This is a genomic window from Marinitoga lauensis, from assembly GCF_004135675.1.
Taxonomy (GTDB): domain Bacteria; phylum Thermotogota; class Thermotogae; order Petrotogales; family Petrotogaceae; genus Marinitoga; species Marinitoga lauensis.
On the sequence record NZ_QHLX01000001.1, the window covers coordinates 89,307 to 114,750 of the forward strand.

The following is a 25,444-nucleotide window of genomic DNA, read 5'->3' on the forward strand; positions in this document are numbered from 1 at the left end:
GTCACATCCCTCCCGCAATGTTGGAAAGGTAATTACTTATACCTTGTGTAATAAATTCTGGATTATAACTGATGTAAAGAATGAATAATCCTACTACAACTGCTAATACAGCATAAGCAAATGTGTTTTCCAAAGATAATTTTGTTGTGTATTCATCTTTTGATTCTTTTCCTTCTTCACCAGGATTCCATAATTTTGCTAACATTCTTATATAATATATACCTTCAATTAAACTGGAGAAAAGTATTAAAGCAGGAATCCAATAACTATTTATTTTAAATAAATTTGATAATGCAAAAATTTTTACATAAAAACCATAGAAAATTGGTAATCCAACTAATGATAATGCTGCAACACTAAAACCAAAACCTATTAATTTATGTTTTTTAAATAATCCTTGTAATTTTTCAATATTATCTGTTCCTGCATATACATACATTGCGCCTGCAATTGTAAACATAACTAATTTTGCCAACGCATGATTAGCTACTTGCATCATTGCTACTCCACTTAAACCACTTAAGAATAAAGTAGCAATTAATCCTGCCTGCCCAACACTGGAAAATGCAAGAGTGCTCCTGATATTTTTTTGAGAAAATGCTGCTATTTCTCCTAATATAAATGTTAATACTGTAATTGTTAGGAAAATTGTTTTCAATGTTCCATCTAATACAAAAATATTTGTAAATATTCTTCCAAACATCATAATAGCTGCTGTTGCATATGCCGAAGCAAAAATTCCACCACTTAAATCATTTGCATTTCCATACACACCTTTTACCCATCCATTAAATGGCATTAATTTAGCTTCAACTGCAAATCCTGCAAATATAAATGTTAAAGCTAATAACAACACATTATTATTTACAAGATGTATTTTAGAAGCCATATCAGCCATATTTAATGTACCAACAGTTGAATAAAGAATAATGATTCCTAACAAATATAAATTTGAACCTAAAGCACCTAAAATAATGTAATTAAACGTACCTTTGAATTTTTTTGTCATTGTAGATAATATATAAGCTGAAATTGATGCGATTTCTAAAAATACAAATAAATTAAATAAATCTCCAGTTAACATCATTCCATTTAATGCAGCTAATGAAACTAATAATACAGTTGAATATTTCTTTACAGAAGAAAATGATGAAAATACAGATAATGCAAATACTGTATTTAATATTATTAATCCAAAAATTGAGTATTGATCTGCTATAAGATTAATACCAAATGGAGGTTTCCATCCACCTATTACAACTTCTGTTTCCTTTAATAAAAATGCTGCCAATACGTTAAATAAAACAGCCAATACTAATAAACCTTTATCTGCTTTTTTAAACATTACAGATAAGAAAGCAAATAATAACGGTATAGCTATTAATAAGACAGGATTAATCATCGCTTTCACTCCCCATCTCGTCCAGGTTTAGTGTTCCATGTTTTTCATATATTTTTCTTACTACAGTTAATGCCAATGCTGTAACGCCAACACCAATAACGATAGCGGTTAAAACTAAAGCCTGTGGCAATGGATCAACAAATGTTCCATTTGTTGAAGGGACTCCTTTAAACAATATTGGTGCAACTCCATCTTTTACGTATCCTGTTGAGATAATAAATAAATTAACTCCAACTTCTAATACATTTAATGCTACTACTAATTTTATTAAATTCTTTTGAGTTAATAATCCGTATATACCTATTAATATCAATCCTATAAATAAATACTGTATCATTTATTTCCCCTCCTCTGAGAGAAAATCTGAGATCAAGTTAGAAAGCTCAGATCCTACTTTTAAACCAACAAAGATATAAATTATTGGAACAATACCAGCACTAAATAATTCTCCTACAACACCTGTTGGTAAGAAGTTATATAAGAAATAACCGCCCATTGTTAATCCCAATAAACCAAAGATTAAGTATAAACTTCCTGCTGTTCCTTCTAAGAATTTAAATGATTTAACCTTTGTTCTAAATTCATCATCAGAAATATAAAATAATAATACTGCTGATGCAATCATAGAACCTCCAGGGAAACCTCCACCAGGAGTTAAATGACCGTGAATAAATATATAAACACCTGTTATTAAAATAATACCTGCTATTATTCTAACACCTGCTTTTAATATAAAATTAGGAGGAGTTTTAAATTTCATTCTTGATTTTCCACTTAATAACAAACCTACACCTAAAGCAGAAACAAACAATACTGTAACTTCTCCTAATGTATCAAAAGACCTATAGTTTACAACTATTGATGTTACCATATTAGCTGAACCACTTTCTGCATCCTTTGTTTCTTTGTATGTAACAACACCGTTTTCTCCATTTGCGTTTTTATTAATAAATTTATTCGATACTCTTTCTGATAAATTTACATTTCCAAATTTTGGAAATAATTTTCCTTCGCCGGTTGAGTATAAATTACCATATATGAATAATGCTAAAACTAATATTAATAATGCTGCTATTACTCTTTTCATCATTTTTTATCACCAACCTTTTTTATAGAAAAAAGGGTAAAGATAAATATTGCAGTTACTAAACCAGAACCTATTACAGCTTCTGTAATTGCAACATCCGGAGCCTTCATAAATACAAATGAAACAACAGCTAACATACTTAAAATTGATAAATAAATAACAGAATTAATAATTTTTTTAGCTTCAATTGCTAAAAATGCAAAAATCAGTAATACGATTCCAACTATTATTTCAATTATCTGCATTTTCATCACCTCTACTTTTGTAGAGTTTATCTAACTCATTTTTAGATAATTTAAAAGGTTTTACACCATATATGTATGAAGCTTTTGCTAAAACTGAACTTCCCACTGGATTTGTAATAGTTAAAAACACTACTATTAAAAGTGTTTTTACAAACCATACTGGTTGAGCTATCCCAACACCTAAAACTAGAGAAAAAGTACCCAATGTTGTAGCTTTAGTTGCTGCTTGAAGTCTGTTATATACATCAGGCATTCTAACAAGACCAAGACCACCTAAAACATAAAAAAGAGCACCTATTATCATTAATATATATCCTATAGCACTCATTTTTTCCCCTCCAAATAGCGGGCAATTACAATTGTCTCTAAGAACGATAATGCCCCATAAACTAATGCAATATCAAGATACAATTCACTTTTCAATAAAAAAGCAATAAATACAATTGATCCTGTAATAATTACATTCAATGTATCTACTGCAACAACTCTATCAGGAGTAGTTGGTCCAAATATTAACCTCAAAACAGAAAAAAAAGCACCAATAACAATTAAAATTCCAATCAATGTATTCATTTGTAAATCCCTCCCAAAATTTTCTCAAATTTTCCTGAGACATGTTTTTGATATTCTTCGGGAGTTTCACCTTTTACATCAATCCAGTGAATATAAATATATTCATCATCGGCATCAATAGATAATGTTCCAGGAGTTAAAGTTATGGAGTTAGCTAATGTTAATTTACCAACATTACCTTTTAATTTTGTAGGTATTTTTACAAAACCTGGATTTAAAGGTAATGATGGATTTAAAACTCTAGCTGCTACATCGAAATTTGCTTTTATCATTTCCACTATAAAAACAGGAACATATACAAATACGAAAATAAAAAGTTTTGGAATGATTGTAAAATCAAAAGAATAATCAACTACTTTTGATATCACTCCTGCTAATACAAGAGATACTAGTAACCCTGTGAGTACTTCTGAAACTGCAAAACTCGTAAGCGCAATCCAGATAACCCACAAGGTTATAAAAGTTGAAAGATACTTTTTCAAAATACTCCCTCCTTTTTAAGATTATTTGTGAAAAAAATCTTTATTTTTACCAAAAAACATACTATACCAATAATTTCATGCTTTTCTTATAATATTATTAGCTTCTTTGAGCTCTTGTGAAATTATTCTTTTTCCATCGGATAAAAGTTCCAAAACTAAATTATGTTTTAATTTGCAATAAACTATATTCCCTTTTTTTTCTTTTAAAATAATACCATTTTCTTCTAAAAGCTTTAAATGTTGAGATATGCTGGATTGGCTTGTATTCAATTTTTCTGTGATTTCTAAAACCGATAATTTTTCTTTACTTAATAGCTTAATTATTCTTAATCTAATCGGGTGGGATAAACATTTAAAAATGTTAGATATTAACTTACATTCATCCAATAATATCATCTCCCTATAAAAAGATTAATGGAAAAAGAATATTAGAAAATTCTAATATTATTATAATACAAAAACTCTAATTACAAAAACAAAGATTTATAGCGATAATTAAAAATAATAAATTATAATCATTTTTAGTCATTAATAATCAAGAAAATATATAAAAAAATAAAAAAGAGCGCATTTTACGCTCTTTAATTATATCTTTACACCTTTTTAAATAAAGACTTTTTTTATCGATATTAAATGTTTCTAAATATTAACGGCATTACCTGTTTTTTTCTTGAAACAATTCCCTTTAAGAAAGGTATATTATTCTCAAAATCTATTTTAAAAATTTTTTCTGCTAACTTCAATTGACCAGCAACAAATATATAAGATCCCTCTTTTAATACATCAGTTAATAAGAATATGAATAATATGTAATTTCTTTCATTCGTCATTTTTTTCATCGTCTGGAGAATTTTATCTTTTTTTGTTAATAATTGTTCAGAAGTAATTACTTCAATTTGAGAAACTGCTATTCTTCCTCTTGAGACTCTTGATTCTTTAAGATCAAGAGTTAATATTTCTTTTTCAGAAAACCCTTCCAGATTTGTTTTTGCTTTATACATTTCTATCCCATATTCTATGGGGTCAAAATTCAAATATTCAGATATCTCATCGACAGCTTTTTTATCTTCAAAAGTTGTAGTAGGAGATTTTAATATCATTGTATCAGATAATATTGCTGAAAGCATTAGTCCTGCAATTTCTTTTGGAGGTTTAATATTATTTTTTTTATATAAATCCCAGATAATTGTATTTGTAGAACCCACAGGTTTAATATGTGCAGTTATAGGCAATCCTGTTTCTAATCCTCCAAGTCTATGGTGATCAACAATTTCTAATATTTCAGCTTCATCTATCCCTCTACTGTTTGTGATCTTTCTGAATGATCGACCAATATTATTTTTTTAGGTTTTGGCTTGATTAAATCATGTCTTGTGATGATACCTTTAACTACTTTATTTTCATCAATTACTATAGCAACACCTTTTTTGTCTTGCATTAATTCTTCTTCAAAATCTTTTAATATTTCATCAGGATGTATGGTAAGAGGATTTTTTTCCATAATTCTTTCCACATGTGTACTTAATCTTAAAAGCCTTCCTGTAACATAGGTTGGATGTGGTGATACGACTATAGGTATATTTTTTTCTTTTGCAATATTGATAATTTCCTCATCAGGTACAAAATTTCCTGTGATAATTAAACAACTTACTTCTTTTTCAATTGCTATTTTTTGAACATCTTTTCTATTACCAGTTATCAGCACATCGTCTTTTTTTACATATCTTTTTACTTCATCTGATGTCATTGCTCCAATTGTAGGACAACCTTTTAATTTTTTCTCTTCATTTCCAATAATTAATTTACCATTCATAGTTTTTATTATATCTTTCACTTTAGGAGGATTTTCTTCTAAAGTGAAATTTTGAATTTCCTGTAAAAAGTTCCTTGCTAATTCACGTTCAGTTAAAAGGCCTGTAAGTTTACCATCTGCATCTATAATAGGAATACTTTTTACATGTTTTTCAATCATAGTATTTCCTATTTCATAAATAGTAGCCTCTTTATCAGCAGTAATAACATCCTTTACCATAACATCTTTTACCTGAATATACACATGTTCTAAATATTCGGGTTTTTGGATTTTAAATTTATTCAAAATAAAATCAGTTTCGGGATTGATTTCTCCTAATCTATACGGAACATATTCGTTATTACTATTAACCTGATTTTTTAAATATGAATAAGAAATAGCGGAAGCAATACTATCTGTATCCGGTCTTTTATGCCGAGAACATACACCTTTTCTTTCATGTTTTCCCTCCAAAATCAATTTAACGGAGATATTATATCATAAATAAGAATATTTTCAAATAATAAACCGGTATCCTAAATGATACCGGTTTATATTTAAACATCTTTTTTATTTAATTTTTCAATTTCTTCTTCTACTTCTTTTTCACCTTCTTCATAAAATTTTCTTCTTCTGGGTCCAATTCTTTTAATAATCTTAAAAATTCACCTGCGTGAACTCTTTCTTCATTTGCAATATCTATTAATACTTCTTTGGCTAATTCATCATCTACAGACTCTGCTAATTGCATATACATCTGAACTGCTTCATATTCTGCAGAAATAAGAAATCTGATTGCCCTAATTAATTCTTCTTTGGTTAATTTTTTTCTCTTTTTAACCCTGAAAATGGATTTGAAAATTCTGGCATTTTAATCCCCCTTATATTAATTATGTTCGCCAAAAATAATAGTAACACTTGCATCTTTCGTTAAATTTATATTTTTTGTAGCATCAGGTGTAGTATTCCAAAGTTTTGTTACATCATCATCTTTATTATATCATAAATATAATAAAAAATGATGGCTAAAAGCCATCAAGGTAAATCTATTAATAATAGGTATATATAATTTTGATCATATCTATTTTTTATATCTTCAAAATATTTATAATCATCAATATGTACAAAATCTTTTCCATCATGAAAAACCAATTTCCACTCTTCAGGATATGCATACGTTCCACTTTCAAATCTTTTCAAATTTTCTTTTAATTGATTTAAAATAAAATCATTTTCTGGAACTTTTCCTTCAAATCTTTTAATCATATTTTCTGAAGCTTCTTTTAAGCCTTTATACATTAAAATTAAATCTTTTACAGTGCTTTCAAATAAATTTGTTTCTAATAAATAATTAATACAAGAGGATACGTTGTGTTCTCCATATCGTCGAGCATATTTCGAAGCTAAATTATAAGCATTTTCTTCATTATCAGCTATCAATATTAAACCATACGTATACATCTTAAATCCCTCCTTTTTCATAATAAAAGCGGGGAAATCCCCGCTTTTATTATATCATAACCATTCTCTTTCAAAATATTCTGTATGTAATAAATGATGAGACTTTTCACTTAAAGGTTTTCCTAAGAATTCATCATAAATTTTCTTAATTGATGGATTTTCATGTGATTTTCTAATTGGTTTGCTTTTGTCAATACGATTAATAGCTTCAGTTCTCTTCTTAATTATACTAAAATCTCCATGATGATAAGGTTGTCCTCCTCCACCAACACAACCGCCAGGACATGCCATAACTTCAATCATGTGAACTTCTGTTTTACCAGCTCTTATATCTTCTAACAATTTCCTTACATTACCTAATCCATGAGCTATACCTACTCTAATAGTTGTTCCTTTTATATCAACTTCTGCAATTCTTACTCCTTCATATCCTCTTACTGCTTCAAATTCAACATTACCTAATTCTTCACCTGTAATCCATTCGTAGGCAGTTCTTAATGCTGCTTCAGCAACACCACCAGTTCTACCAAATATATCAGCAGCACCTGTTGATTCACCTAAAGGATTGTCGTATTCTTCTTCTGGTAAGTTGTGGAAATTGATACCAGATTCTCTAATCATATCAGCTAATTCTCTAGTGGTAATTACATAATCAACATCTTGATATCCAGATGATCTCATTTCTTCTCTGTTCGCTTCATATTTTTTAGCCAAACATGGCATTATAGATACAACTACAATGTCCTTTGGATCAATACCAGCTTTTTGAGCATAATAAGTTTTTGCTACAGCACCAAACATTTGTTGTGGAGATTTTGCAGATGATGGCATTTCTAACAATTCTGGGAATTGATGTTCTAAGAATTTAACCCATCCCGGACAACAACTGGTTAACATTGGTAAATACCCACCATTTTCTAATCTTTCTTTAAATTCTGAAGCTTCTTCCATTATTGTTAAATCTGCTCCAAAATTTGTATCGAATATTTTATCAAATCCCAATACTCTCAATGCCGCAACTAATTTTCCTGTTGATATTGTTCCTGGTTCATAACCAAATTCTTCTCCAATAGCAACCCTTACAGCAGGAGCAGTTTGAACAACAACATGTTTTTTTGGATCTTCTAGTACATCCCATACTTGATCTATATATGATCTTTCAACTAATGCTCCAGTTGGACATACAGCAACACATTGTCCACAGAAAGTACATGCAGTATTTTCCAAAGGCCAATCAAATGTTGGTTTTACAACAGCATCAAATCCTCTATTAACTGCTGATAAAACACCAACAGTTTGGAATTCATTACACATAGTTTCACATCTTCTACACATAACGCATTTATTAGGATCCCGAATTATTGCTGCAGATATATCCTTTTTATGGACAGACATTTTCCCAAAGTATGGATTATTGTGAATATTTAATTCAGCTGCTAAATCCTGTAATTCACATTCTCCATTTTTAGGACATTTTAAACAATCTTGAGGATGATCAGATAATAATAATTGAACTGCTGTTCTTCTTGCTTGAATAGCTCTTCTTGAATGAGTTTTTACAACTAATCCTTCCGAAACAGGTGTTGCACATGCAGGTGCTAAATTTCTTCTACCTTCTATTTCAACCATACATACTCTACATGAAGCAGGTTTATTTTCTATTCCAATATCTTCTAATTTCATATAACATAAAGTAGGAACATAACCACCTATTGATTTTACAGCATCTAAGACTGTATAATTTTCTGGTACTTCAACTTCCTTACAATTTATAGTAATTTTTGGCATATTTATTCCTCCTTCCTATATCTTTTCTATAGCGCCAAATCTACATGTTGCATAACAAGCGCCACATTTAATACATACTTCTTGATCTATTTCATGAGGATTTTTTATTGATCCGCTAATAGCTTCAACAGGACAAACCCTTGCACATGCTGTACAACCCACACATTTGTCTTTATCAATTTTATATGTAATTAAATTTTTACATACTCCTGCTGGACATGTTTTATCAAGCACGTGTGCTTCATATTCATCTTTAAAGTAGTACATTGTAGATAATATAGGATTAGGCGATGTTTGGCCCAAACCACACAATGCAGAATCCTTTATTGTTTTACCTAAAATTTTCATTCTTTCTAAATCTTCCATTGTTGCTCTACCAGATGTAATCTTATCAAGTGTTTCTAATAATCTTACATTACCTATTCTACATGGAGTACATTTACCACATGATTCTTCTACAGAAAATTCAAGATAAAATTTTGCAACATCTGGCATACATGTATTTTCATCCATGACAATCATACCACCAGAACCCATCATTGAACCCAATGCCGTTAATGTATCAAAATCAATTGGGGTATCTAAATATTCAGCTGGAATACATCCTCCTGATGGACCACCTGTTTGAACTGCTTTAAATTTCTTATTGTCTCTAATTCCTCCGCCTATATCGAATATTACTTCTCTAAGTGTTGTTCCCATAGGAACTTCTACAAGACCAACATTATTTACTTTACCAGCTAAAGCAAATACTTTTGTTCCTGGTGATTTTTCTGTTCCTAAACTTCTAAACCATTTTGCTCCTCTCAACATTATCGGAGCTATATTTGCAAATGTTTCAACATTATTGATAATAGTTGGTTTTCCCCATAATCCTTTATTTGCAGGAAATGGTGGTTTTGTCCTTGGTTCACCTCTATAACCTTCAATAGAGGCTAACAATGCAGTTTCTTCTCCACAAACAAAAGCACCAGCTCCTAATCTAATTTCTAAATCAAATGAAAAATTTGTTCCAAATATATTTTCTCCTAATAAACCGTACTCTTTTGCTTGATTTATTGCATTTTTTAATCTTTTAACAGCTAATGGATATTCAGCTCTTATATATACATAGCCTTGATTTGCACCTATCGCATATGCTGCGATAGCCATACCCTCAATTACTGAATGCGGATCACCCTCTAATACAGATCTATCCATAAAAGCTCCTGGTCACCTTCATCAGCATTACATACGACATATTTTATATCTCCTTTGGCTTTTTGAGCAAATCCCCATTTTAAACCTGTTGGAAATCCTCCGCCACCTCTTCCTCTTAATCCTGATTCTCTTATTTCTTCAACAACTTTTTCCGGTGTCATCGATAATGCTTTAGCTAATGCTTGATATCCGTCATTAGCTATATATTCATCAATATCATCTGGATTAATCAATCCAGCATTTCTTAACGCAACCCTTATTTGTTTTTTATAAAAAGGCATCTTTTTAGATTCGTCAATTTTTTCTTTTTCAGTAGGTTCAATATACAAAAGTCTTTCTACTTTTCTACCTTTTATTATATGTTCATTGATAAGTTCTTCAGCATCTTCTGGTGTTACTCTAACATAAAAAGTGTTATCTGGCAAAAATTTAACTATAGGCCCTTGTTCACAAAAACCAAAACAACCTGTTCTAACTATTTGTACATCATTTTCTAATCCTTTATCTTTTACTAATTTCTCCATATTATCTTTTATTAATTCACTTTTTGAAGAGGTACAACCAGTACCGCCACATATTAAAACGTGATATTTATATGATGACATTTTTATTCCCTCCTTACTCGTTAATTGACTTGTGAGTTTCTCCTATAATCGAATCCTGTAATAATTCTCCGTTTAAAATGTGCTTTTCTATCAATTCTTTAGCTTTATCTCCTTTTATTTTCCCGTATAATATCGGTTCTTTTCCAGGTTCGTTAACTTCAACTGTAGGTTCTGCATGGCAATACCCATACAACCCGTTTGAATAACTCTTATATTATCTAAACCCTTTTCTTCAATAGTTTCTATTAATTTTTCAAAAGTTTCTTTTGCACCAGCTGCAATTCCACATGTTCCCATGGCAACTTTTAATGTAATAATATTTTCTTTATCAGCAACTTTTCTCAAAAATAATTTATTTTTAGCAGCTTCTTTTGTTTTAATAAATCTTCTAAACTCCTAATTTTAGGCATAGAATTCCCTCCTTACTTATCCTTTTCTCTATACTCTTTTATTAATCTTTTTACATCTTTAGTTGTTAACCTTCCATGAACTTCGTCGCCAATCATAACAACCGGTGCTAAACCACAGGCACCTACACATCTTACGGCATGAATACTAAATAAGCCATCTCCTGTTGTTTCGTTTTCTTTAATTCCAAGTTGTTTTTTAAACTCCTCTAATATTTCTCCAGAACCTCTAACATAACATGCAGTACCTAAACACACATTAATAGGATATTTTCCTTTAGGTTTCATACTAAAAAAATTATAGAAAGTTACCACTCCATATACATCAGACGCATGAACATCCAGTTTTTTTGCTATAATTTTCTGAACTTCAATAGGTAAGTAACCAATTATTTCTTGAGCTTTATGCAAAACGTGAATAAGATAACTTCTTTTGGTTACTTTATCTTTACCTTCTAAATTTAATGAGTCAATGTATTCTTCTACCTGTTTAAATTTACTTTCAAGTTCTACGGACATTCCGTTCCCTCCTTGATGAATGAAATTTTTTACTCTATATACAAAAATTATATATATTGAATATATAGATATTTTTTTCACAAACTATATTAAAAAAAGATTAATCGGATTTTAAATCTGATAAAAATTATCGGATATAGATACTTTTTTCACAATTTCACAAAAACATTTTAGAATGAAAATCTTTTCATTGTTATTATAGTATATGATGATTTAATTTAATATGTGAAATATAACAAATAAGAAAAGAAAAGATTAATTTTACGTAAAATAAACCATATAAAACTACTTTTAGATTAATAATACATAACTTTTTTGCTCTTTGATAATTTTGGTTCACAATCTCTAAAAGAAATTTACAGGTTCAGTAATAATACCCATAAATACAATATCATAATACTCTTTATCAATATATGCGGCTTCTTTTCTTTTACCTTCTTTAATAAATCCCAACTTTTCATATAGTGACATTGCTTTAGAATTATTAGAAAATACTTCTAATTCCAATCTATGAATTCTAGGATTTTCTATACACCACGTGAGATGATTGTTTATCATTGTTGTTGCGATACCAATATTTCTAAATTCTTCAAGTACACTAATACCCAATTTTGCAGTTCTTTCTAATCTTTTTCTTTGAATATTCCAATATATGTCACAATTACCTATTATTTTGTTATCATATTTTGTAACTAAAATTCTTAATCCAAATAAACTTTTTGAAAGATCAATAATTTTTCAAAATCCTTTGTAGTTTTATCAAATTCATTTAATTGTGTAGCTAAAGTTTTATTATTTTCTAAAACACGCTCATAAAATTCTACCATGTTTATGGTATCATTTTTATTAGGCATTGCTATAAAAATACCTGCACTATCTAATCTATATAAAATAAATTTTTTTCTTGCAAATAATTTTTATTTAATAATAAATTTTTAAAATTTTTTGGTTGGAATATATAATAATAATGAATTCATCATCGACAAAATTTGAAATATCATTTAACATTTGAATCATTAAATTGATATTTTCTACATCAAAAAACGTAAATTCAACTACATTATTTTTTAATATATATAGGGAAATTATTTCATTATTTTGTTCTAAATATCTAATTCTATATCCTTTTTTATAAAAGTTTATTAAATCCCATATTGTAAAAGGTATAAGAGATTTTTTGGTAATTTTTAATATAGAATAAATTAAATCATTGTCAGGATAAAAGTCCATGAACGACTTAATTTTTTCTTTTTCCCTTTTTGCTCTAATTATATATAAATTTCCAATGTCATTTATATAATCAAATTCATTTTTTACTTCTGAAAAGAAGTATATATATCTTTTTGGTATTTTTTTAATAGACTCCAAAATTTCTCTAAACTCAGATTCATTCTTTATTTTAAAAAATAAATCTCCTAAGCGATTTTTATATATTACTATTCCCCCTAAATTGAAATGCTTCTGCTATATCTTCAACAGTTATATTGACATTATTTTTTAAATCTGCTATAGTTCTGGAAACTTTTAATACTCTATTAATACCTCTTCCTGTCAGCTTAAATTTTTTTGCTGCATCCTTTAAGAAATTCTCTACATTATCGTCCAAAATAATATATTTTTTTATCTCTTTTTGAGAAAGTTTACCATTTAAATTTCCCTGTCTTTTGATCTGAATCATACTTGCTTTTTCAACACGTTCTTTAATTTTTTCCGACTTTTCTCCTTGTACATTATTAAACATTTCATCTATTTTAACTCTTGGAACATTAATTCTAATATCTATTCTGTCATAAACTGGACCTGATACTCTTTTATTATAGTTTGTAATCTGATTTAAAGAGCACGTACATTCATGTTCTGGATCACCATAATATCCACATGGACATGGGTTTTGTGCAGCAACTAACATAAACTTTGCAGGATATGTTGTAATCAATTTCGCCCTTGAAATTGTTACAATTCCATCCTCCATAGGCTGCCTTAATGCCTCTATTACATCTGTCCTAAATTCTGGAAATTCGTCTAAGAACAGAACCCCATTATTAGCCAAGCTAACTTCTCCAGGTTTTGAATCTGAACCTCCACCAATTATAGAAGCTGTCGATGCTGAATGATGTGGTGCCCTAAAAGGTCTTTTATTGATTATTTTATTTAAATAACCATATATTGAATATATTTTAGTAGATTCTATTATTTCTTCACGTGTCATTTCAGGCAATATTGTTGGTATTCGTCTTGCAATCATTGTTTTTCCAGATCCCGGACTACCTTTCATTAATAGATTATGGAATCCAGCAGCAGCTATTTCCGCTGCTCTTTTGGCAAAAAACTGTCCTTTTATATCTGAAAAATCCAATGAATTATTTTTATTTTCATAATTCACATTTTGTGGATTTGCCTTAAAATTTTCATTTTCTTCTGAATTAAATATTTTTAATACATCTATTAGATTCTCAATAACATATACTTCGTTATTTTCTATAAACAATGATTCTTCTTCATTTTCTTTTGGAATTATAAATTTTGCTTCTTTATCTTTATGAGATAATTCAAGTAATAATAAAGTTATTCCTGGAATACCTCTAATTTCTCCATTTAACCCTATTTCTCCAAATATATAATAATTTGATATATCATAATTTATTTGTTTTGAAGCCAATAAAATAGATATAGCTATTGGTAAATCGAAATGTGTTCCTTGCTTTTTTATATTACTTGGTGCTAGATTAACTGTGACATTCCCATTGGGAAATGTAAATCCAGTATTTCTAATTGCACTATAAACCCTTTTTTGGCTTTCTAAAATGGCAGTATTAGGCATTCCTACTATTTTAAATACTTGCTGTGTTGCTTTTGAATTTATATCAACTTCAACAATAATTGGTTTCACTTCAAAACCAGAAACATAAGCACTATTTACTTTAGAATATTTCACCCCAATCCCCTTTTTCTTTTTAATTGAAAAACTTATCCATTATTTCAATTGTTTTATCAATATCAGATTTTTTTATCCAGTAATGAGTGACAAACCTATATACCCCTTCTTCCGGTGGATTGATTTTAATTCCATTTTCTTTTAAAAAAGATATGAATTTATTATCATCAATTTCTTTATTTATTTTAAAAAATATCATATTAATTTCCACCTGTTCAACTATTTCAATAAAATCAAATTTAGACAATTTTTCCTCTAAATATTTAGCATTCTCATGATCTTCATGAAGCCTAAAACGCATTTTTTCTAAAGATATTATTCCTGCAGCGGCAAGTATTCCCGCCTGTCTTAAACCTCCACCCATAATTTTTCTATTCTTTTTAGCTTTTTCTATAAATTCTTTTTTTCCTACTAATATAGAACCTATAGGAGCACATAATCCTTTTGACAAACAAAAACTAATAGAGTCAACATATTGAGCAATCTCCTTTGGCGCTACATTTAATGCCGTAGCAGCATTAAATATTCTCGCACCATCTAAATGGATAGGAATATTATATTTATTGGCGATATTTTTTATTTCTTTGAAATTTTCAAGAGGTATAGCACGTCCATTGGAATGCGCATTTTCTAAAGCTATCAAAGCTGTTTTGGGATAATGAATATCTTCTTCTTTCCTTATTTTAGCTTCAATCTTTTCAGGTGATAATATACCTCTATTTGATTCAACGGTTCTTAACTGAACTCCTGCAATTACTGCCGCTGCTCCTGCTTCGTGTTGAACAATATGGCAATCATCTCCAAGTATTACTTCATCACCTTTATTGCAATGTGTAAAAAGCGCTAATTGATTACCAAATGTTCCGCTTGGAACAAAAAGTCCTGCTTCTTTCCCTAATATTTCAGCTGCCATTTTTTCCAACTTTTTTACAGTTGGATCTTCATCATATACGTCATCTCCAATTTCTGCTTCACACATTGCTTTTCTCATTTCCTCAGTTGGGTGTGTTACTGTATCGCTTCTTAAATCTATAAAATTCATCTAATCCCCCTAGAATTCTAAAATGAGATAATCTCTTATTGCTACTTTTACATTTTCAAATACTTCTTCATTTGGAACTTCAATAGTATGAATATGAACACCATTAGCTAATTCTAATAGTGGTGTAGCTTTGGTTGTTTTCAAAAGGCTCATAAATTTTATTACATCTTCTTCATTTTTTACATCAATTCTACCCTTTATTTCTCCATATATTGGATGTTCAACAATTACATCTAATACTTTACCACCTGCTTTTATTATTGCTACTAATTCTTTTTCTATTTCTTCTGTTGAATGTTTTACCGCTATCATTTTTCTTAATCCTTCTTCACGTTCTAAAATATATCCTTCTCTTGTCGATATAATTTTATGACCTTCAGATTTTAATTTTGATATATACTGAATTATCATTTGTCTACTAACCCTAATCTTTTCAGCTAATTCTTTACCTTTTACAGGTACATCAGACTTTTCTAGAATTTTTAAAATCTTTTTTTTATTTTCCATAATACACCTCTAATTCTTTCTTTAATCCTTCGATATAATCTTCAATAACTTTTGATTTTTCTTCTGCTATCTTTTTTCCAGTATTAGTATGCATTAAATTTTTTAATTTTAATATTTTATCATAAAAATGTTTTATTCTTTCCTGTATATTTCCACCATTTTTATGCATAAATACCCGAGCTATTCCAATATACCCTAAAGCATCCAATCTATCCGCATCTTGAAGAATCTTTGCTTCTAATGTATCAGGAATAATTCCTTTACTAAACCTATGATTTTCTATGCAATATGAAACTTCTTTATACTTTGGATAGTTAATACTTTTTAGATATATTTCTGCCTTTTTTGCACCTTCTAAAGCATGATCTCTTATTTTTCCTATTACTTCATCATGTCTGGCAATATCATGTAACAGCGCTGCAATAATAACCATTTCAACATCTGCATTTTCTTCTATGGCAATTTCTTCAGCATATTTTGTTACTCTCAAAACATGTCCTATATCATGCGTATCATCAAACACTTGATTTAATACATAATTATAAACAAAGTTTATATATTTCGATGTTTTTAACATAATAATCCTCCAATAATTAACAAATATATTTTTATTATATCATTTTGAAAAAAGCAAATCAATTGTATTTTTAATTGCCAGAGAAGATTTTTAGTTTTTTGAAAAATATTTAACTTTTGTTATCCAGTCCGAAATAAAATATTTATTTTCGATTACAGTTAAATAATTAGTAAAACTTACTTATTTTATATCCACTTTTTGTTTAACTATATTAAAGTTTGATGTATAATATTAATGAAACTTTTTTCATGGGGGGGATATTTTGAGGATACAAAATCATCCTATTTTAGAATTTAAAAAAAGCAAAAAAATCAAATTTTATTTTGAAGATCAAGAAGTATGGGATATGAGGGTGAAACAATTGCTGCTGCATTACACGCATTAGGAATTTGGGAATATAGAGAAGGATTAAAAACAGGACGCCCAAGAGGGTTATTTTGTGCTATTGGTCATTGTTCCTCATGCTTGATGAATGTAAATGGAATCCCAAATACTCGTATATGTATAACACCATTAAAAGAAGGAATGATTGTAAAAAAACAAACTCCAAAGGGTGATTTAATTGAAAAATTATGACGTATTAATAATTGGTGGGGACCAGCAGGTATCAGTGCTGCTCTTGCAGCGGCCAGGAAAAATTTGAATGTTGCCATTTTTGAAGAAAAAGAATTTTTAGGTGGTCAATTAATAAAACAAACACATAAATTTTTTGGTTCTAAAGATGAATCCGCTGGAATACGTGGTATCTATATTGCAAAGAATTTAATTAATGAAATTGAAAAAACAGAAAACATTGACTTATACCTGAATTCCATGGTTATGGGTTATTATGAAGATGGTGTAATAACCGCTTTAGTTAATAATAAAATGGAAAAATTCATCCCTAAAAAAGTTATTATTGCTACAGGTGCTTTTGAAAAATCTATACCCTTTGAAAACGATGATTTACCAGGGGTTTTCGGAGCAGGTGCTGTACAAACTTTGATGAATGTTTATGGAATTTTACCTGGGAAAGATGTATTAATGATTGGTTCAGGAAATATAGGATTAATTGTTTCTTATCAATTAGCTCAGGCGAGAGCAAATGTCAAAGGAATTGTTGAAATTTCTGATCATATTGGTGGCTATTTGGTTCATGCTTCAAAAGTCAGAAGATTAGGAATACCTATTTATACCCAACATACTATAGTAAAAGCTTTAGGAAAGAATAAAGTTGAAGGAGCAATAATTGAAAACATTCAAACACATGAAAAAAAAGAAATATCCTGTGATGTTATATGTCTAGCTACAGGACTAATGCCTCTTTCTGACATTTTAAATCAAATAAATTGTGAAATGAAATATATTCCGGAATTAGGTGGTTTCGTTCCAATCAGAGATGAAAATTTAAAAACTACTGTCGAAAATGTTTTTGTAGCAGGTGATGTCGCAGGAATAGAAGAAGCTACTGCCGCTATGCTTGAAGGAGAGCTCACAGGATTATATGCTGCTTATGAAATAACAGGAAAATTCGATAAGAGAATTAATACTATAAAAGAACGTCTTAAAGATTTAAGAAAAACTTCTTCAAAAGTCGTAAATGGTTTAAAAAAATTGAATTTATATGAAGATTTTATTGTAGAACCTCATGAATCCCTTGGTGATTTACACAAAACCGGGATTCCAGAAGAAGAAAAAATCGAAAACTTACTTTCTTCAAAAAAAGAAAGATTTGCGATTTTAGAATGTTTCCAAAAAATACCTTGTAATCCATGTGTTTCCAGCTGTCCTACAAATGCCATAAAAATGGATGGATTAAATGAGATTCCGAAGTTGGATTATGATAAATGTATAGGTTGTGGTAATTGTGTTGCAGTATGTCCAGGATTGGCAATTTTCGTAATTGATAAAAAGAAAGAAAGTGTAATATTACCATATGAATTTTATCCTCTTCCGGAAAAAGGTGAATTTGTTGAAATCCTGGATAGAGAAGGTAATTTGTTGGAAAGAAATCAAGTATTAAGCATTAGAAAAATGAAAGATAAAACAAACTTAATAGAGGTTAAAGTTTCAAAAGAAAATTTAAAACATTCACGCCACATAAGGGTGGTGAGATGATGGATGATGAAAAAATCATTGTTTGTAGATGTGAAGATATTACGTTAAAAGAAATAAGAGACTTAATAAAAGAGGGTTTTACTACTGTAGAAGAAATAAAAAGAGTATCAAGAGCAGGAATGGGGCCATGTCAGGGAAAAACATGCGGCCCAATAATTGCAAGAGAAATATCCAGAATTACTGGAAAACCTATTGAAGAAGTTTATAAACCGCATAACAGACCACCTTTTGGAGGAATTTTTTTCAAAGAGATTGTGGGTGAAACTGATGAAAAATAGAGCAGCTGTTGTAATTATCGGCGGAGGAATTAATGGAGTATCAATTGCATATAATCTGGCTAAAGCTGGCGTAAAAGATGTCATTGTGCTTGAGAAAAAGTTTTTAGCCTATGGGGCAACCGGAAGATGTGGTGCTGGTGTTAGGCAACAATGGGGAACAAAACAAAATTGTATTTTATCAAGAGAAAGTGTAAAAATTTTTGAAAATATAAAAGATGAATTAAAGGTTGATATTGATATAGAATTCAAACAAAAAGGATATTTACTTCTTGCTTTTACTGAAAAAGAATGGAATCAATTTCATAAAAATGTACAACTACAAAATTCTTTAGGAATTAATTCTAAGTTATTATCTCCACAAGAAGCAAAAGAAATAGTACCTTTTCTAAATACTGAGAAACTTTTAGGTGCAGCATATTATGAAAAAGATGGACATGCAAACCCTTTTTTAACAACATTGGCATATGCTAAAGCTGCTGAAAAGCTCGGTGTAAAAATTTATAAAGGTGTAGAAGTATTCGATATTCATGTAAAAGAAGGAAAAATAAAAGGCGTATATACCAATCACGGTTATATTGCAACAGAAAAAATAGTCAATGCAGCAGGTGGCTGGTCTCAAGAAATTGGAAAAATGGTAGGAGTTGATTTACCTGTTTATTCCGAACGACATGAAATATTAGCAACAGAACCTGTTAATGAAATTCTTGGGCCAATGGTAATGTCTTTTTCATACAATATCTATTGTCAACAAACACCGCACGGGTCATTTGTTATGGGATATGGCCCAAAAGAAACTTCTAAAAGCATGCGAAGTACATGGCAATTTTTAGAAACAATGGCAAAAAAGGTCACTTATTTACTTCCACCTACCAAAAATTTACGTGTGGTGAGACAATGGGCGGGATATTATAATATATCTCCAGATAGACAACCTATAGTAAGCAGTTGTAATGAAGTAGAAGGATTTTATATGGCTATAGGATTTAGCGGTCATGGATTTATGTTAGCACCTGCTGTAGGAGTTATAATGAAAGATATAATTTTAGGTAATAAATTAACGTGGGATGTTGTATTAGATATTGGTAGATTTGAACGTAATGAAATTATTAAAGAACCATCAGTAGTATAAAAGGAGGGATTTGGGAATGTTTAATAGTATTTTTACCATGGAAAGACCTAAAAATGAACCTATTTTATCTTATGCACCAGGTACAAAAGAAAGAGAAGAATTAAAGGAAAAATTAAAAGAATTATCTTCAAAAGAAATAGAAATTCCTTTAATTATTGGCGGAAAAGAAATTAAAACTGGCAATCTCGGCAAATGTATTATGCCACATAATCATAATCATATTTTAGCTCATTATCATATGGCCGGTGAAAAAGAAATAGAAATGGCTATTGATGCTGCATTAAAAGCAAAAGAAGAATGGGAAAGTTATTCGTATGTGGATCGAATTTCTATTTTCTTAAAAGCTGCTGAATTATTATCTACAACATGGAGAAGTACATTAAATGCGGCAGCTATGCTTGATTTAGGAAAAAATGTATTCCAGGCTGAAATTGATTCTGCCTGTGAATTAATAGATTTTTTCAGATTTAATTCTTATTATGCTACAAAGATTTATACTGAACAGCCTCAATCTTCAAAAGGTGTTTTAAATAGAATGGAATACAGAGCTTTGGATGGATTTATTTTTGCTGTTCCTCCATTCAATTTTGCATCAATTTCTGGAAATCTTCCAACAGCTCCTGCTATAATGGGAAATGTTGTATTATGGAAACCAGCTTCATCTGCTGTATATACTGCATATCATATAATGAAACTATTACAGGAAACAGGATTACCAGATGGAGTAATAAACTTTATACCTGGTCCTGGTTCTAAAGTTGGTGAAATAGTATTTTCTAATCCTAATTTTGGAGGTGTACATTTTACAGGTTCTGTAAATACTTTTAACTCAATGTGGGAATCCATTGGTAAAAATATCAGAAATTATAAATCATATCCAAGAATTGTTGGTGAAACTGGAGGAAAAGATTTTGTAATCGCTCATCCAACAGCAAATCGAAAAGCTCTTATTACTGCTTTAATCAGAGGAGCCTTTGAATATCAAGGTCAAAAATGTTCAGCAGCTTCTCGAGCATATATCTCAAAAACTGTGTGGGATGATATTAGAGATGAATTAATAGAGACAACGAAAAATTTAAAAATGGGAGATCCTGCAGACTTTTCAAACTTTGTTAATGCTGTTATAGATAAAGCAGCTTTCAAAAAAATTACAGGTTATATTGAATATGCAAAAGAAAACGCTGAAATACTTGTTGGAGGAACTTATGATGATTCAGTGGGATATTTCATCAATCCTACAATTGTAAAAACAGATGACCCACATTTCAAAACAATGGAAGAAGAAATTTTTGGACCTGTTTTAACAGTATATATCTATGACGATGAAAAATATGAAGATATTTTAAAACTTTGTGATCAAACTTCTCCTTACGGATTAACAGGTTCTATCTTTGCTCAAGATAGAAACGCTATAAGAAAAGCCGAAAAAATCCTTGTTCATGCTGCAGGAAACTTTTATATAAACGATAAGCCCACTGGCGCTGTTGTTGATCAACAACCTTTTGGTGGTTCAAGAGGTTCTGGTACTAATGATAAAGCAGGAAGTTATTTGAATTTATTAAGATGGACATCCGCACGATCTATCAAAGAAAATTTCAACCCTCCAGAAAATTATACTTATCCATTTATGAAATAAATTTTACATTATTTTCTAAAGCCGCCTTAATGGTGACTTCAGTTTGTAGACAAAGGACAAAATAAAATAATCAAATAATATTCGCTCATCCGGTGAAAATTCTTAAACTCTTCGCTTCGCGAAGGGTTTAGGAAAAGTATATTAATAATAAATTTTTAAACCTTAGATCTTCCGCTTCGCGGAAATCTCAGGATTCGCTCATATTATTTTTCTTATTTTATTTTGTCGACAGTCTGAAGCCACCGTAATGGTGGCTTTTTAAATTTTTTTTAGGTAAAAATTTTGTAATATTTGTATATTATAATATATATACAACTACCGATATAGAGAGGGTTTATATATGGAAAATAATATGAAAAAAAATGAAAATGATACAGGAAAAATTGCAATCATTACCTCAGGGAAAGTTTTCTGATTCAGGAAGATATTGGTGTGCTACATGCAAAAAATTTTTTAGATTAGATGAACCAAAATGTCCGTATATGACTAATATGTGTATAAATACACCTATTGCTGTTGAAAATCTTTCTGCTGAATCTCCAGAAGCACTTGAAAAATTTGGTTTATATTATCCAAAATTACCTCAAAAATTCATGTCAAATGTAATAAAATCCTCTAAAGGATTAGGAGAAAAGTTTGCTAAGTCTTATTTAGACTTTTTAAATGATTGGAATATAAACTACAGTAATCAACCTATTCAAACATTAAAAAGTTTTATTTTAATAATATCAGGATGTGAAACCGCCCAAAGAATAAGCGAAGAAAAAGTAGCATTTATAATTATGGATCCAGAAAAAGTTTGGAAAGATAAAATAATTTTAAAAGAAATAATAGAAGAAGGAGTACAATATTTAAAAAATACGTTTAATCTTAAAAAGAAATAGTTATCGATTTTATTAAAATATTTGGAGATATGAACATTGGAAAGTACTATTGTCCAAAATGCAATATGGTTTTCGAATTCGGGAAAGAAAGAGATAAAATAATCTGTCCTTTAATGCCTCAAAAATGTATGTTTGATCCTATTAATATTAAAAATACTTCTTTTAAATTAGAAGAATTAGAAAGAATGTATAAAATTACTCCAGAAATATACAAAAAATTCATTGAAAATATAGAATTTGAGAATGGCAGAGTGATTTTTGAAAAAATATTAGAAAACGACTGGAATTTAAAATTAGAAAGTGAAAAAATATTAGATTATTTAGGAATAAATAACGGGTAAATAGGAGAATTCATAAAAGTACCCATAAAAAAGGGAATAATCCTTATTTGATTATTCCTGAAATTAATTTCTTTTTCAAAATATATTATATTATTCTTATATGAAAATAATAAAGGATATATTTTCACACCATTTTTTTTAGCTTCAATTAGTTTTTTAGAAAAATCTGGATCAGTTTCCCAATTTGGCGAAAAATATTTTGCTCTAGAAAAAATTAAAAAATAAACATGGGTTTCATAGCCCTTATTTTTCAATTCTATCAATTCATTTAAATGTTTTAATCCTCTTTTAGTTGGCGCATCAGGAAATAATGCAATATTATTTTTGGATAAAGTACAACCTTTTATTTCAATCCATATTTTACTATCCGCTAAAAAATCTATTCTACTATTGTTATATCTTACTTCAGCCTTTAAATCCTTATATTTTTCTTTTAATATTTTTTCTGCAATATAGCGATGATACATCGAATTTACCAATACATATTCATCTTCTTTTTTTGCTGCAATTAAATCGTATTTTGTTTTCCTTTTTGGATTATTTACTTCTTTTATCAGAACATCGTTGTTTTCATATAATAATTCTTTTAATCTCCCTGGATCATGAACATGAACGTCTTCTATTCTATTTTTTACCAAAACCTTAGCTAAATATCTATTTGGTCTTTCTAAAAAAATACCTTGAATTGTTTCACCAATACTATAAATTCTCATATTATCACCAGCTCATTTTGATTCGCAAAAACTTTCCGCAGTTCGGAAGTTTTCATGCCTTTATTATACTATATTATATTATATTATTTTTAATATTTTATTTTGCACTTTGGATTTACTCATTAAATATTTTTAGAAATAGTATAGAATTTTTTATTATAGTATAATAGCTGAAAATTTAATAAAATGCGCAACTTGTAAAAATAAATTTATAAACGTATTACTATTACTAAGCGATGCGGTATAGTGTAAATTGACCTAAAATTAAAAATACTGTATAATAAAAATATAACTATTATTTATTTTATAATTGGTGTAAAAATTCTTTGCGTAATCTGAAAATATGTAAAATTTACAAAATTTAAAGGGGAATATATCATGGCTGATATTATCGATTATAAAATTATAGGTGACGATATGCAATTAGTAGAAATAGAATTAGATCCTGGTGAGGGAGTTCGTGCAGAAGCAGGCGCCATGATGTACATGGAAAATGGAATTGAAATGCAAACCACTACAGGTGGTGGTTTTTTCAAAGGCTTAAAAAGAATGTTTGTTGGAGAAAGTTTTTTCATAACAAATTTTATTAATGGTGGTTCAGGAAAAAAACATGTAGCTTTCGGTGCCCCTTACCCTGGAAAAGTCATAGCTATTGATCTACCTAAATTCGGTGGAGAATTTATTTGTCAAAAAGATAGCTATCTTTGCTCTGCAGCAGGAATAGAAATTGAAGTTACCTTTACCAAAAAATTTGGCGTTGGTTTATTTGGAGGTGAAGGTTTTATTCTCGAAAGGTTGGTGGGTAATGGTCTTGTTTTTGTTCATGCCGGAGGAATGGTTATTGAAAAGCAACTTTTGCCTGGCGAATCTTTAAGAGTTGATACAGGATGTGTAGTAGGTTTTTCACCGTCTGTTAATTATGATATTCAATTTATAGGTGGATTTAAAAATGCTCTTTTCGGTGGTGAGGGAATATTTTTGGCAAAATTAACAGGACCAGGAACTGTTTATTTACAGAGTTTACCTTTCTCAAGATTAGCCGATAGAATATATTCTGCTGCAAGATTTTCAAATAAAGGAGAACGAAAAGGAATCGATGGATTTGGTGGAGATATTTTAGGAGGCTTATTTGGTGGAGATACCAAGTTTTAAAAAATGCCTGGAAAAATCCAGGCATTTTTTATTTATAGTATTCTTTAATTTCATCAACTATTTCATCATCAACCATACCATATATACTCAAATTCTTTTTTATTCTATTTCTTATCTCAGTAGAAGATATTTCTATCAACGGAGAATTCAAAAATATATGAGGTAAATTATAATTTTCAAATTTTAATTTCTCAGAATACCTTTTATATACTACTAAAGTAATTTCATCTAATAATTCTTTCCATTTATACCATGTATGAAAATTAATTAATGAATCTTCGCCTATTAATAAATATATGTTTTCGTTATACATTTTTTTAATGTACTTTACTGTTTGATATGTATAGGAAGGGGTTGGTAAATTTTTTTCAATATCTGAAACAACAAATCTCTCTGTTGGAAATACTTTTTCGCACCATTTAAATCTACGTTCATAATCTGCTATATTATTCCCATCCAATTTGTGTGGTGGAATGACAGCAGGCATTATTAAGAATTTTGACGGTTTTAAATAATCATACGCATATTCTGCTATTATTCTATGACCAATATGTGGTGGATTAAACGAGCCTCCAAAAATTACTATCATATG

Annotated in this window: 30 protein-coding genes and 3 pseudogenes; 8 read left to right on the forward strand and 25 right to left on the reverse strand. The window is 29.3% G+C overall.

Going from position 1 to position 25,444, the window contains the following annotated elements; translation table 11 throughout:
• Nucleotide 1 precedes the first annotated feature (1 nt).
• From DJ007_RS00400 to DJ007_RS00505, 23 genes and pseudogenes are all read right to left on the reverse strand, one after another.
• Nucleotides 2-1,402, reverse strand: a complete 1,401-nt coding sequence (locus DJ007_RS00400; protein WP_129407852.1) for a complex I subunit 5 family protein — start codon at nucleotides 1,400-1,402, stop codon at nucleotides 2-4.
• A complete protein-coding gene (locus DJ007_RS00405) occupies nucleotides 1,395-1,739 on the reverse strand; it encodes a sodium:proton antiporter (RefSeq protein WP_129407853.1) in 345 nt (114 codons plus the stop codon). The genes DJ007_RS00400 and DJ007_RS00405 overlap by 8 nt, the downstream gene beginning before the upstream one ends.
• The gene (locus DJ007_RS00410) at nucleotides 1,740-2,489 is read right to left on the reverse strand and encodes a Na(+)/H(+) antiporter subunit B (RefSeq protein ID WP_165973967.1); all 750 of its coding nucleotides are present in this window, start codon (nucleotides 2,487-2,489) and stop codon (nucleotides 1,740-1,742) included.
• Complete coding sequence (locus DJ007_RS00415; protein WP_129407855.1) at nucleotides 2,489-2,734, reverse strand: Na(+)/H(+) antiporter subunit B; 246 nt, start codon at nucleotides 2,732-2,734, stop codon at nucleotides 2,489-2,491. Before DJ007_RS00415 ends, DJ007_RS00410 begins: the two co-directional genes overlap by 1 nt.
• Nucleotides 2,721-3,062, reverse strand: a complete 342-nt coding sequence (gene mnhG, locus DJ007_RS00420) for a monovalent cation/H(+) antiporter subunit G (protein ID WP_129407856.1) — start codon at nucleotides 3,060-3,062, stop codon at nucleotides 2,721-2,723. The genes DJ007_RS00415 and mnhG overlap by 14 nt, the downstream gene beginning before the upstream one ends.
• The gene (locus DJ007_RS00425) at nucleotides 3,059-3,307 is read right to left on the reverse strand and encodes a cation:proton antiporter (RefSeq protein ID WP_129407857.1); all 249 of its coding nucleotides are present in this window, start codon (nucleotides 3,305-3,307) and stop codon (nucleotides 3,059-3,061) included. Before DJ007_RS00425 ends, mnhG begins: the two co-directional genes overlap by 4 nt.
• Nucleotides 3,304-3,789: a Na+/H+ antiporter subunit E gene (locus DJ007_RS00430; RefSeq protein WP_129407858.1), complete on the reverse strand. Its 486-nt coding sequence runs from the start codon at nucleotides 3,787-3,789 to the stop codon at nucleotides 3,304-3,306. The genes DJ007_RS00425 and DJ007_RS00430 overlap by 4 nt, the downstream gene beginning before the upstream one ends.
• A gap of 75 nt (nucleotides 3,790-3,864) precedes the next feature.
• Nucleotides 3,865-4,176 (reverse strand): ArsR/SmtB family transcription factor, encoded by a 312-nt coding sequence (locus tag DJ007_RS00435; RefSeq protein WP_129407859.1) that lies wholly within the window; start codon nucleotides 4,174-4,176, stop codon nucleotides 3,865-3,867.
• A gap of 242 nt (nucleotides 4,177-4,418) precedes the next feature.
• A complete protein-coding gene (locus DJ007_RS00440; protein ID WP_368359306.1) occupies nucleotides 4,419-5,123 on the reverse strand; it encodes a DHH family phosphoesterase in 705 nt (234 codons plus the stop codon).
• Nucleotides 5,081-6,061 carry a DRTGG domain-containing protein gene (locus DJ007_RS00445; protein WP_206075982.1) on the reverse strand — a complete coding sequence of 327 codons (981 nt, stop codon included), beginning with the start codon at nucleotides 6,059-6,061 and terminating at the stop codon, nucleotides 5,081-5,083. Before DJ007_RS00445 ends, DJ007_RS00440 begins: the two co-directional genes overlap by 43 nt.
• Before the next feature lie 77 nt (nucleotides 6,062-6,138).
• Nucleotides 6,139-6,451: pseudogene (gene encB, locus DJ007_RS19735) on the reverse strand (encapsulin nanocompartment ferritin-likeEncB family encapsulin nanocompartment ferritin-like cargo protein cargo protein).
• Nucleotides 6,452-6,616: 165 nt separating this feature from the next.
• Complete coding sequence (locus DJ007_RS00455; RefSeq protein WP_129407862.1) at nucleotides 6,617-7,042, reverse strand: hypothetical protein; 426 nt, start codon at nucleotides 7,040-7,042, stop codon at nucleotides 6,617-6,619.
• 54 nt (nucleotides 7,043-7,096) lie between these two features.
• Nucleotides 7,097-8,836, reverse strand: a complete 1,740-nt coding sequence (locus DJ007_RS00460; protein WP_165973968.1) for an NADH-dependent [FeFe] hydrogenase, group A6 — start codon at nucleotides 8,834-8,836, stop codon at nucleotides 7,097-7,099.
• 9 nt (nucleotides 8,837-8,845) lie between these two features.
• Nucleotides 8,846-10,635 (reverse strand): annotated as a pseudogene (nuoF, locus tag DJ007_RS19655) (NADH-quinone oxidoreductase subunit NuoF).
• 114 nt (nucleotides 10,636-10,749) lie between these two features.
• Nucleotides 10,750-10,980, reverse strand: a complete 231-nt coding sequence (locus DJ007_RS16645) for a hypothetical protein (protein WP_240739126.1) — start codon at nucleotides 10,978-10,980, stop codon at nucleotides 10,750-10,752.
• 77 nt (nucleotides 10,981-11,057) lie between these two features.
• Nucleotides 11,058-11,561 carry an NADH-quinone oxidoreductase subunit NuoE family protein gene (locus DJ007_RS00475; RefSeq protein WP_129407864.1) on the reverse strand — a complete coding sequence of 168 codons (504 nt, stop codon included), beginning with the start codon at nucleotides 11,559-11,561 and terminating at the stop codon, nucleotides 11,058-11,060.
• A 345-nt stretch (nucleotides 11,562-11,906) separates the two neighbouring features.
• Nucleotides 11,907-12,296, reverse strand: a complete 390-nt coding sequence (locus DJ007_RS00480) for a GNAT family N-acetyltransferase (RefSeq protein ID WP_129407865.1) — start codon at nucleotides 12,294-12,296, stop codon at nucleotides 11,907-11,909.
• Nucleotides 12,263-12,415 (reverse strand): hypothetical protein, encoded by a 153-nt coding sequence (locus DJ007_RS14440; protein ID WP_165973921.1) that lies wholly within the window; start codon nucleotides 12,413-12,415, stop codon nucleotides 12,263-12,265. The genes DJ007_RS00480 and DJ007_RS14440 overlap by 34 nt, the downstream gene beginning before the upstream one ends.
• A gap of 67 nt (nucleotides 12,416-12,482) precedes the next feature.
• Entirely contained in the window at nucleotides 12,483-12,929 is a 447-nt protein-coding gene (locus tag DJ007_RS00485) for a hypothetical protein (protein ID WP_129407866.1), read from the reverse strand.
• Nucleotides 12,930-12,987: 58 nt separating this feature from the next.
• Complete coding sequence (locus DJ007_RS00490; protein ID WP_129407867.1) at nucleotides 12,988-14,496, reverse strand: YifB family Mg chelatase-like AAA ATPase; 1,509 nt, start codon at nucleotides 14,494-14,496, stop codon at nucleotides 12,988-12,990.
• Nucleotides 14,497-14,515: 19 nt separating this feature from the next.
• Nucleotides 14,516-15,538, reverse strand: coding sequence for a low-specificity L-threonine aldolase (ltaE, locus tag DJ007_RS00495; protein ID WP_129407868.1), 1,023 nt, complete (start codon nucleotides 15,536-15,538; stop codon nucleotides 14,516-14,518).
• 9 nt (nucleotides 15,539-15,547) lie between these two features.
• On the reverse strand, nucleotides 15,548-16,045 hold the full coding sequence (locus DJ007_RS00500) for a transcription repressor NadR (RefSeq protein WP_206075984.1): 498 nt from the start codon (nucleotides 16,043-16,045) through the stop codon (nucleotides 15,548-15,550).
• On the reverse strand, nucleotides 16,035-16,622 hold the full coding sequence (locus DJ007_RS00505; protein WP_129407870.1) for an HD domain-containing protein: 588 nt from the start codon (nucleotides 16,620-16,622) through the stop codon (nucleotides 16,035-16,037). Before DJ007_RS00505 ends, DJ007_RS00500 begins: the two co-directional genes overlap by 11 nt.
• A gap of 262 nt (nucleotides 16,623-16,884) precedes the next feature.
• Between DJ007_RS00505 and DJ007_RS00510 the strand changes: the two are divergent.
• The 7 genes and pseudogenes from DJ007_RS00510 to DJ007_RS00540 all read left to right on the forward strand — a co-directional run bounded on the left by DJ007_RS00510 (nucleotide 16,885) and on the right by DJ007_RS00540 (nucleotide 22,987).
• Nucleotides 16,885-17,198: pseudogene (locus DJ007_RS00510) on the forward strand ((2Fe-2S)-binding protein).
• 63 nt (nucleotides 17,199-17,261) lie between these two features.
• Nucleotides 17,262-18,719, forward strand: a complete 1,458-nt coding sequence (locus DJ007_RS00515; protein ID WP_129407871.1) for an FAD-dependent oxidoreductase — start codon at nucleotides 17,262-17,264, stop codon at nucleotides 18,717-18,719.
• Nucleotides 18,719-18,997: a (2Fe-2S)-binding protein gene (locus tag DJ007_RS00520; RefSeq protein ID WP_129408235.1), complete on the forward strand. Its 279-nt coding sequence runs from the start codon at nucleotides 18,719-18,721 to the stop codon at nucleotides 18,995-18,997. The genes DJ007_RS00515 and DJ007_RS00520 overlap by 1 nt, the downstream gene beginning before the upstream one ends.
• Nucleotides 18,987-20,126, forward strand: coding sequence for an NAD(P)/FAD-dependent oxidoreductase (locus DJ007_RS00525; protein WP_129407872.1), 1,140 nt, complete (start codon nucleotides 18,987-18,989; stop codon nucleotides 20,124-20,126). The genes DJ007_RS00520 and DJ007_RS00525 overlap by 11 nt, the downstream gene beginning before the upstream one ends.
• A 16-nt stretch (nucleotides 20,127-20,142) precedes the next feature.
• Nucleotides 20,143-21,762, forward strand: a complete 1,620-nt coding sequence (gene pruA / locus DJ007_RS00530; RefSeq protein ID WP_129407873.1) for an L-glutamate gamma-semialdehyde dehydrogenase — start codon at nucleotides 20,143-20,145, stop codon at nucleotides 21,760-21,762.
• 362 nt (nucleotides 21,763-22,124) lie between these two features.
• Nucleotides 22,125-22,646: a hypothetical protein gene (locus tag DJ007_RS00535; RefSeq protein ID WP_129407874.1), complete on the forward strand. Its 522-nt coding sequence runs from the start codon at nucleotides 22,125-22,127 to the stop codon at nucleotides 22,644-22,646.
• Nucleotides 22,647-22,675: 29 nt separating this feature from the next.
• Complete coding sequence (locus DJ007_RS00540) at nucleotides 22,676-22,987, forward strand: hypothetical protein (RefSeq protein WP_129407875.1); 312 nt, start codon at nucleotides 22,676-22,678, stop codon at nucleotides 22,985-22,987.
• Here DJ007_RS00540 and sfsA read toward each other — a convergent pair.
• Nucleotides 22,963-23,700, reverse strand: a complete 738-nt coding sequence (gene sfsA, locus DJ007_RS00545) for a DNA/RNA nuclease SfsA (protein WP_129407876.1) — start codon at nucleotides 23,698-23,700, stop codon at nucleotides 22,963-22,965. The genes DJ007_RS00540 and sfsA overlap by 25 nt on opposite strands.
• Nucleotides 23,701-24,078: 378 nt before the next feature.
• Here sfsA and DJ007_RS00550 point away from each other — a divergent pair, with 378 nt between their 5' ends.
• Entirely contained in the window at nucleotides 24,079-24,852 is a 774-nt protein-coding gene (locus tag DJ007_RS00550; protein ID WP_129407877.1) for a TIGR00266 family protein, read from the forward strand.
• A gap of 28 nt (nucleotides 24,853-24,880) precedes the next feature.
• Here the strand turns inward: DJ007_RS00550 and nadD are convergent, their stop codons facing one another.
• A complete protein-coding gene (gene nadD, locus DJ007_RS00555; protein ID WP_129407878.1) occupies nucleotides 24,881-25,441 on the reverse strand; it encodes a nicotinate (nicotinamide) nucleotide adenylyltransferase in 561 nt (186 codons plus the stop codon).
• Nucleotides 25,442-25,444: the final 3 nt, after the last annotated feature.

What these genes read in the sequence shown, in the direction of transcription:
- ltaE (WP_129407868.1), bottom strand. Translation starts at nt 15,538, where the DNA reads ATGAATTTTATAGATTTAAGAAGCGATACAGTAACACACCCAACTGAG.
- DJ007_RS00500 (WP_206075984.1), bottom strand. Translation starts at nt 16,045, where the DNA reads ATGGAAAATAAAAAAAAGATTTTAAAAATTCTAGAAAAGTCTGATGTA.
- DJ007_RS00535 (WP_129407874.1), top strand. Translation starts at nt 22,125, where the DNA reads ATGAAAATGATACAGGAAAAATTGCAATCATTACCTCAGGGAAAGTTT.
- DJ007_RS00425 (WP_129407857.1), bottom strand. Translation starts at nt 3,307, where the DNA reads ATGAATACATTGATTGGAATTTTAATTGTTATTGGTGCTTTTTTTTCT.
- DJ007_RS00540 (WP_129407875.1), top strand. Translation starts at nt 22,676, where the DNA reads ATGAACATTGGAAAGTACTATTGTCCAAAATGCAATATGGTTTTCGAA.
- pruA (WP_129407873.1), top strand. Translation starts at nt 20,143, where the DNA reads ATGTTTAATAGTATTTTTACCATGGAAAGACCTAAAAATGAACCTATT.
- DJ007_RS00505 (WP_129407870.1), bottom strand. Translation starts at nt 16,622, where the DNA reads ATGTTAAAAACATCGAAATATATAAACTTTGTTTATAATTATGTATTA.
- DJ007_RS00525 (WP_129407872.1), top strand. Translation starts at nt 18,987, where the DNA reads ATGAAAAATAGAGCAGCTGTTGTAATTATCGGCGGAGGAATTAATGGA.
- DJ007_RS14440 (WP_165973921.1), bottom strand. Translation starts at nt 12,415, where the DNA reads ATGCCTAATAAAAATGATACCATAAACATGGTAGAATTTTATGAGCGT.
- nadD (WP_129407878.1), bottom strand. Translation starts at nt 25,441, where the DNA reads ATGATAGTAATTTTTGGAGGCTCGTTTAATCCACCACATATTGGTCAT.
- DJ007_RS00405 (WP_129407853.1), bottom strand. Translation starts at nt 1,739, where the DNA reads ATGATACAGTATTTATTTATAGGATTGATATTAATAGGTATATACGGA.
- DJ007_RS00410 (WP_165973967.1), bottom strand. Translation starts at nt 2,489, where the DNA reads ATGAAAAGAGTAATAGCAGCATTATTAATATTAGTTTTAGCATTATTC.
- DJ007_RS00550 (WP_129407877.1), top strand. Translation starts at nt 24,079, where the DNA reads ATGGCTGATATTATCGATTATAAAATTATAGGTGACGATATGCAATTA.
- DJ007_RS00400 (WP_129407852.1), bottom strand. Translation starts at nt 1,402, where the DNA reads ATGATTAATCCTGTCTTATTAATAGCTATACCGTTATTATTTGCTTTC.
- DJ007_RS00455 (WP_129407862.1), bottom strand. Translation starts at nt 7,042, where the DNA reads ATGTATACGTATGGTTTAATATTGATAGCTGATAATGAAGAAAATGCT.
- DJ007_RS00520 (WP_129408235.1), top strand. Translation starts at nt 18,719, where the DNA reads ATGGATGATGAAAAAATCATTGTTTGTAGATGTGAAGATATTACGTTA.
- DJ007_RS00475 (WP_129407864.1), bottom strand. Translation starts at nt 11,561, where the DNA reads ATGTCCGTAGAACTTGAAAGTAAATTTAAACAGGTAGAAGAATACATT.
- sfsA (WP_129407876.1), bottom strand. Translation starts at nt 23,700, where the DNA reads ATGAGAATTTATAGTATTGGTGAAACAATTCAAGGTATTTTTTTAGAA.
- DJ007_RS00415 (WP_129407855.1), bottom strand. Translation starts at nt 2,734, where the DNA reads ATGCAGATAATTGAAATAATAGTTGGAATCGTATTACTGATTTTTGCA.
- mnhG (WP_129407856.1), bottom strand. Translation starts at nt 3,062, where the DNA reads ATGAGTGCTATAGGATATATATTAATGATAATAGGTGCTCTTTTTTAT.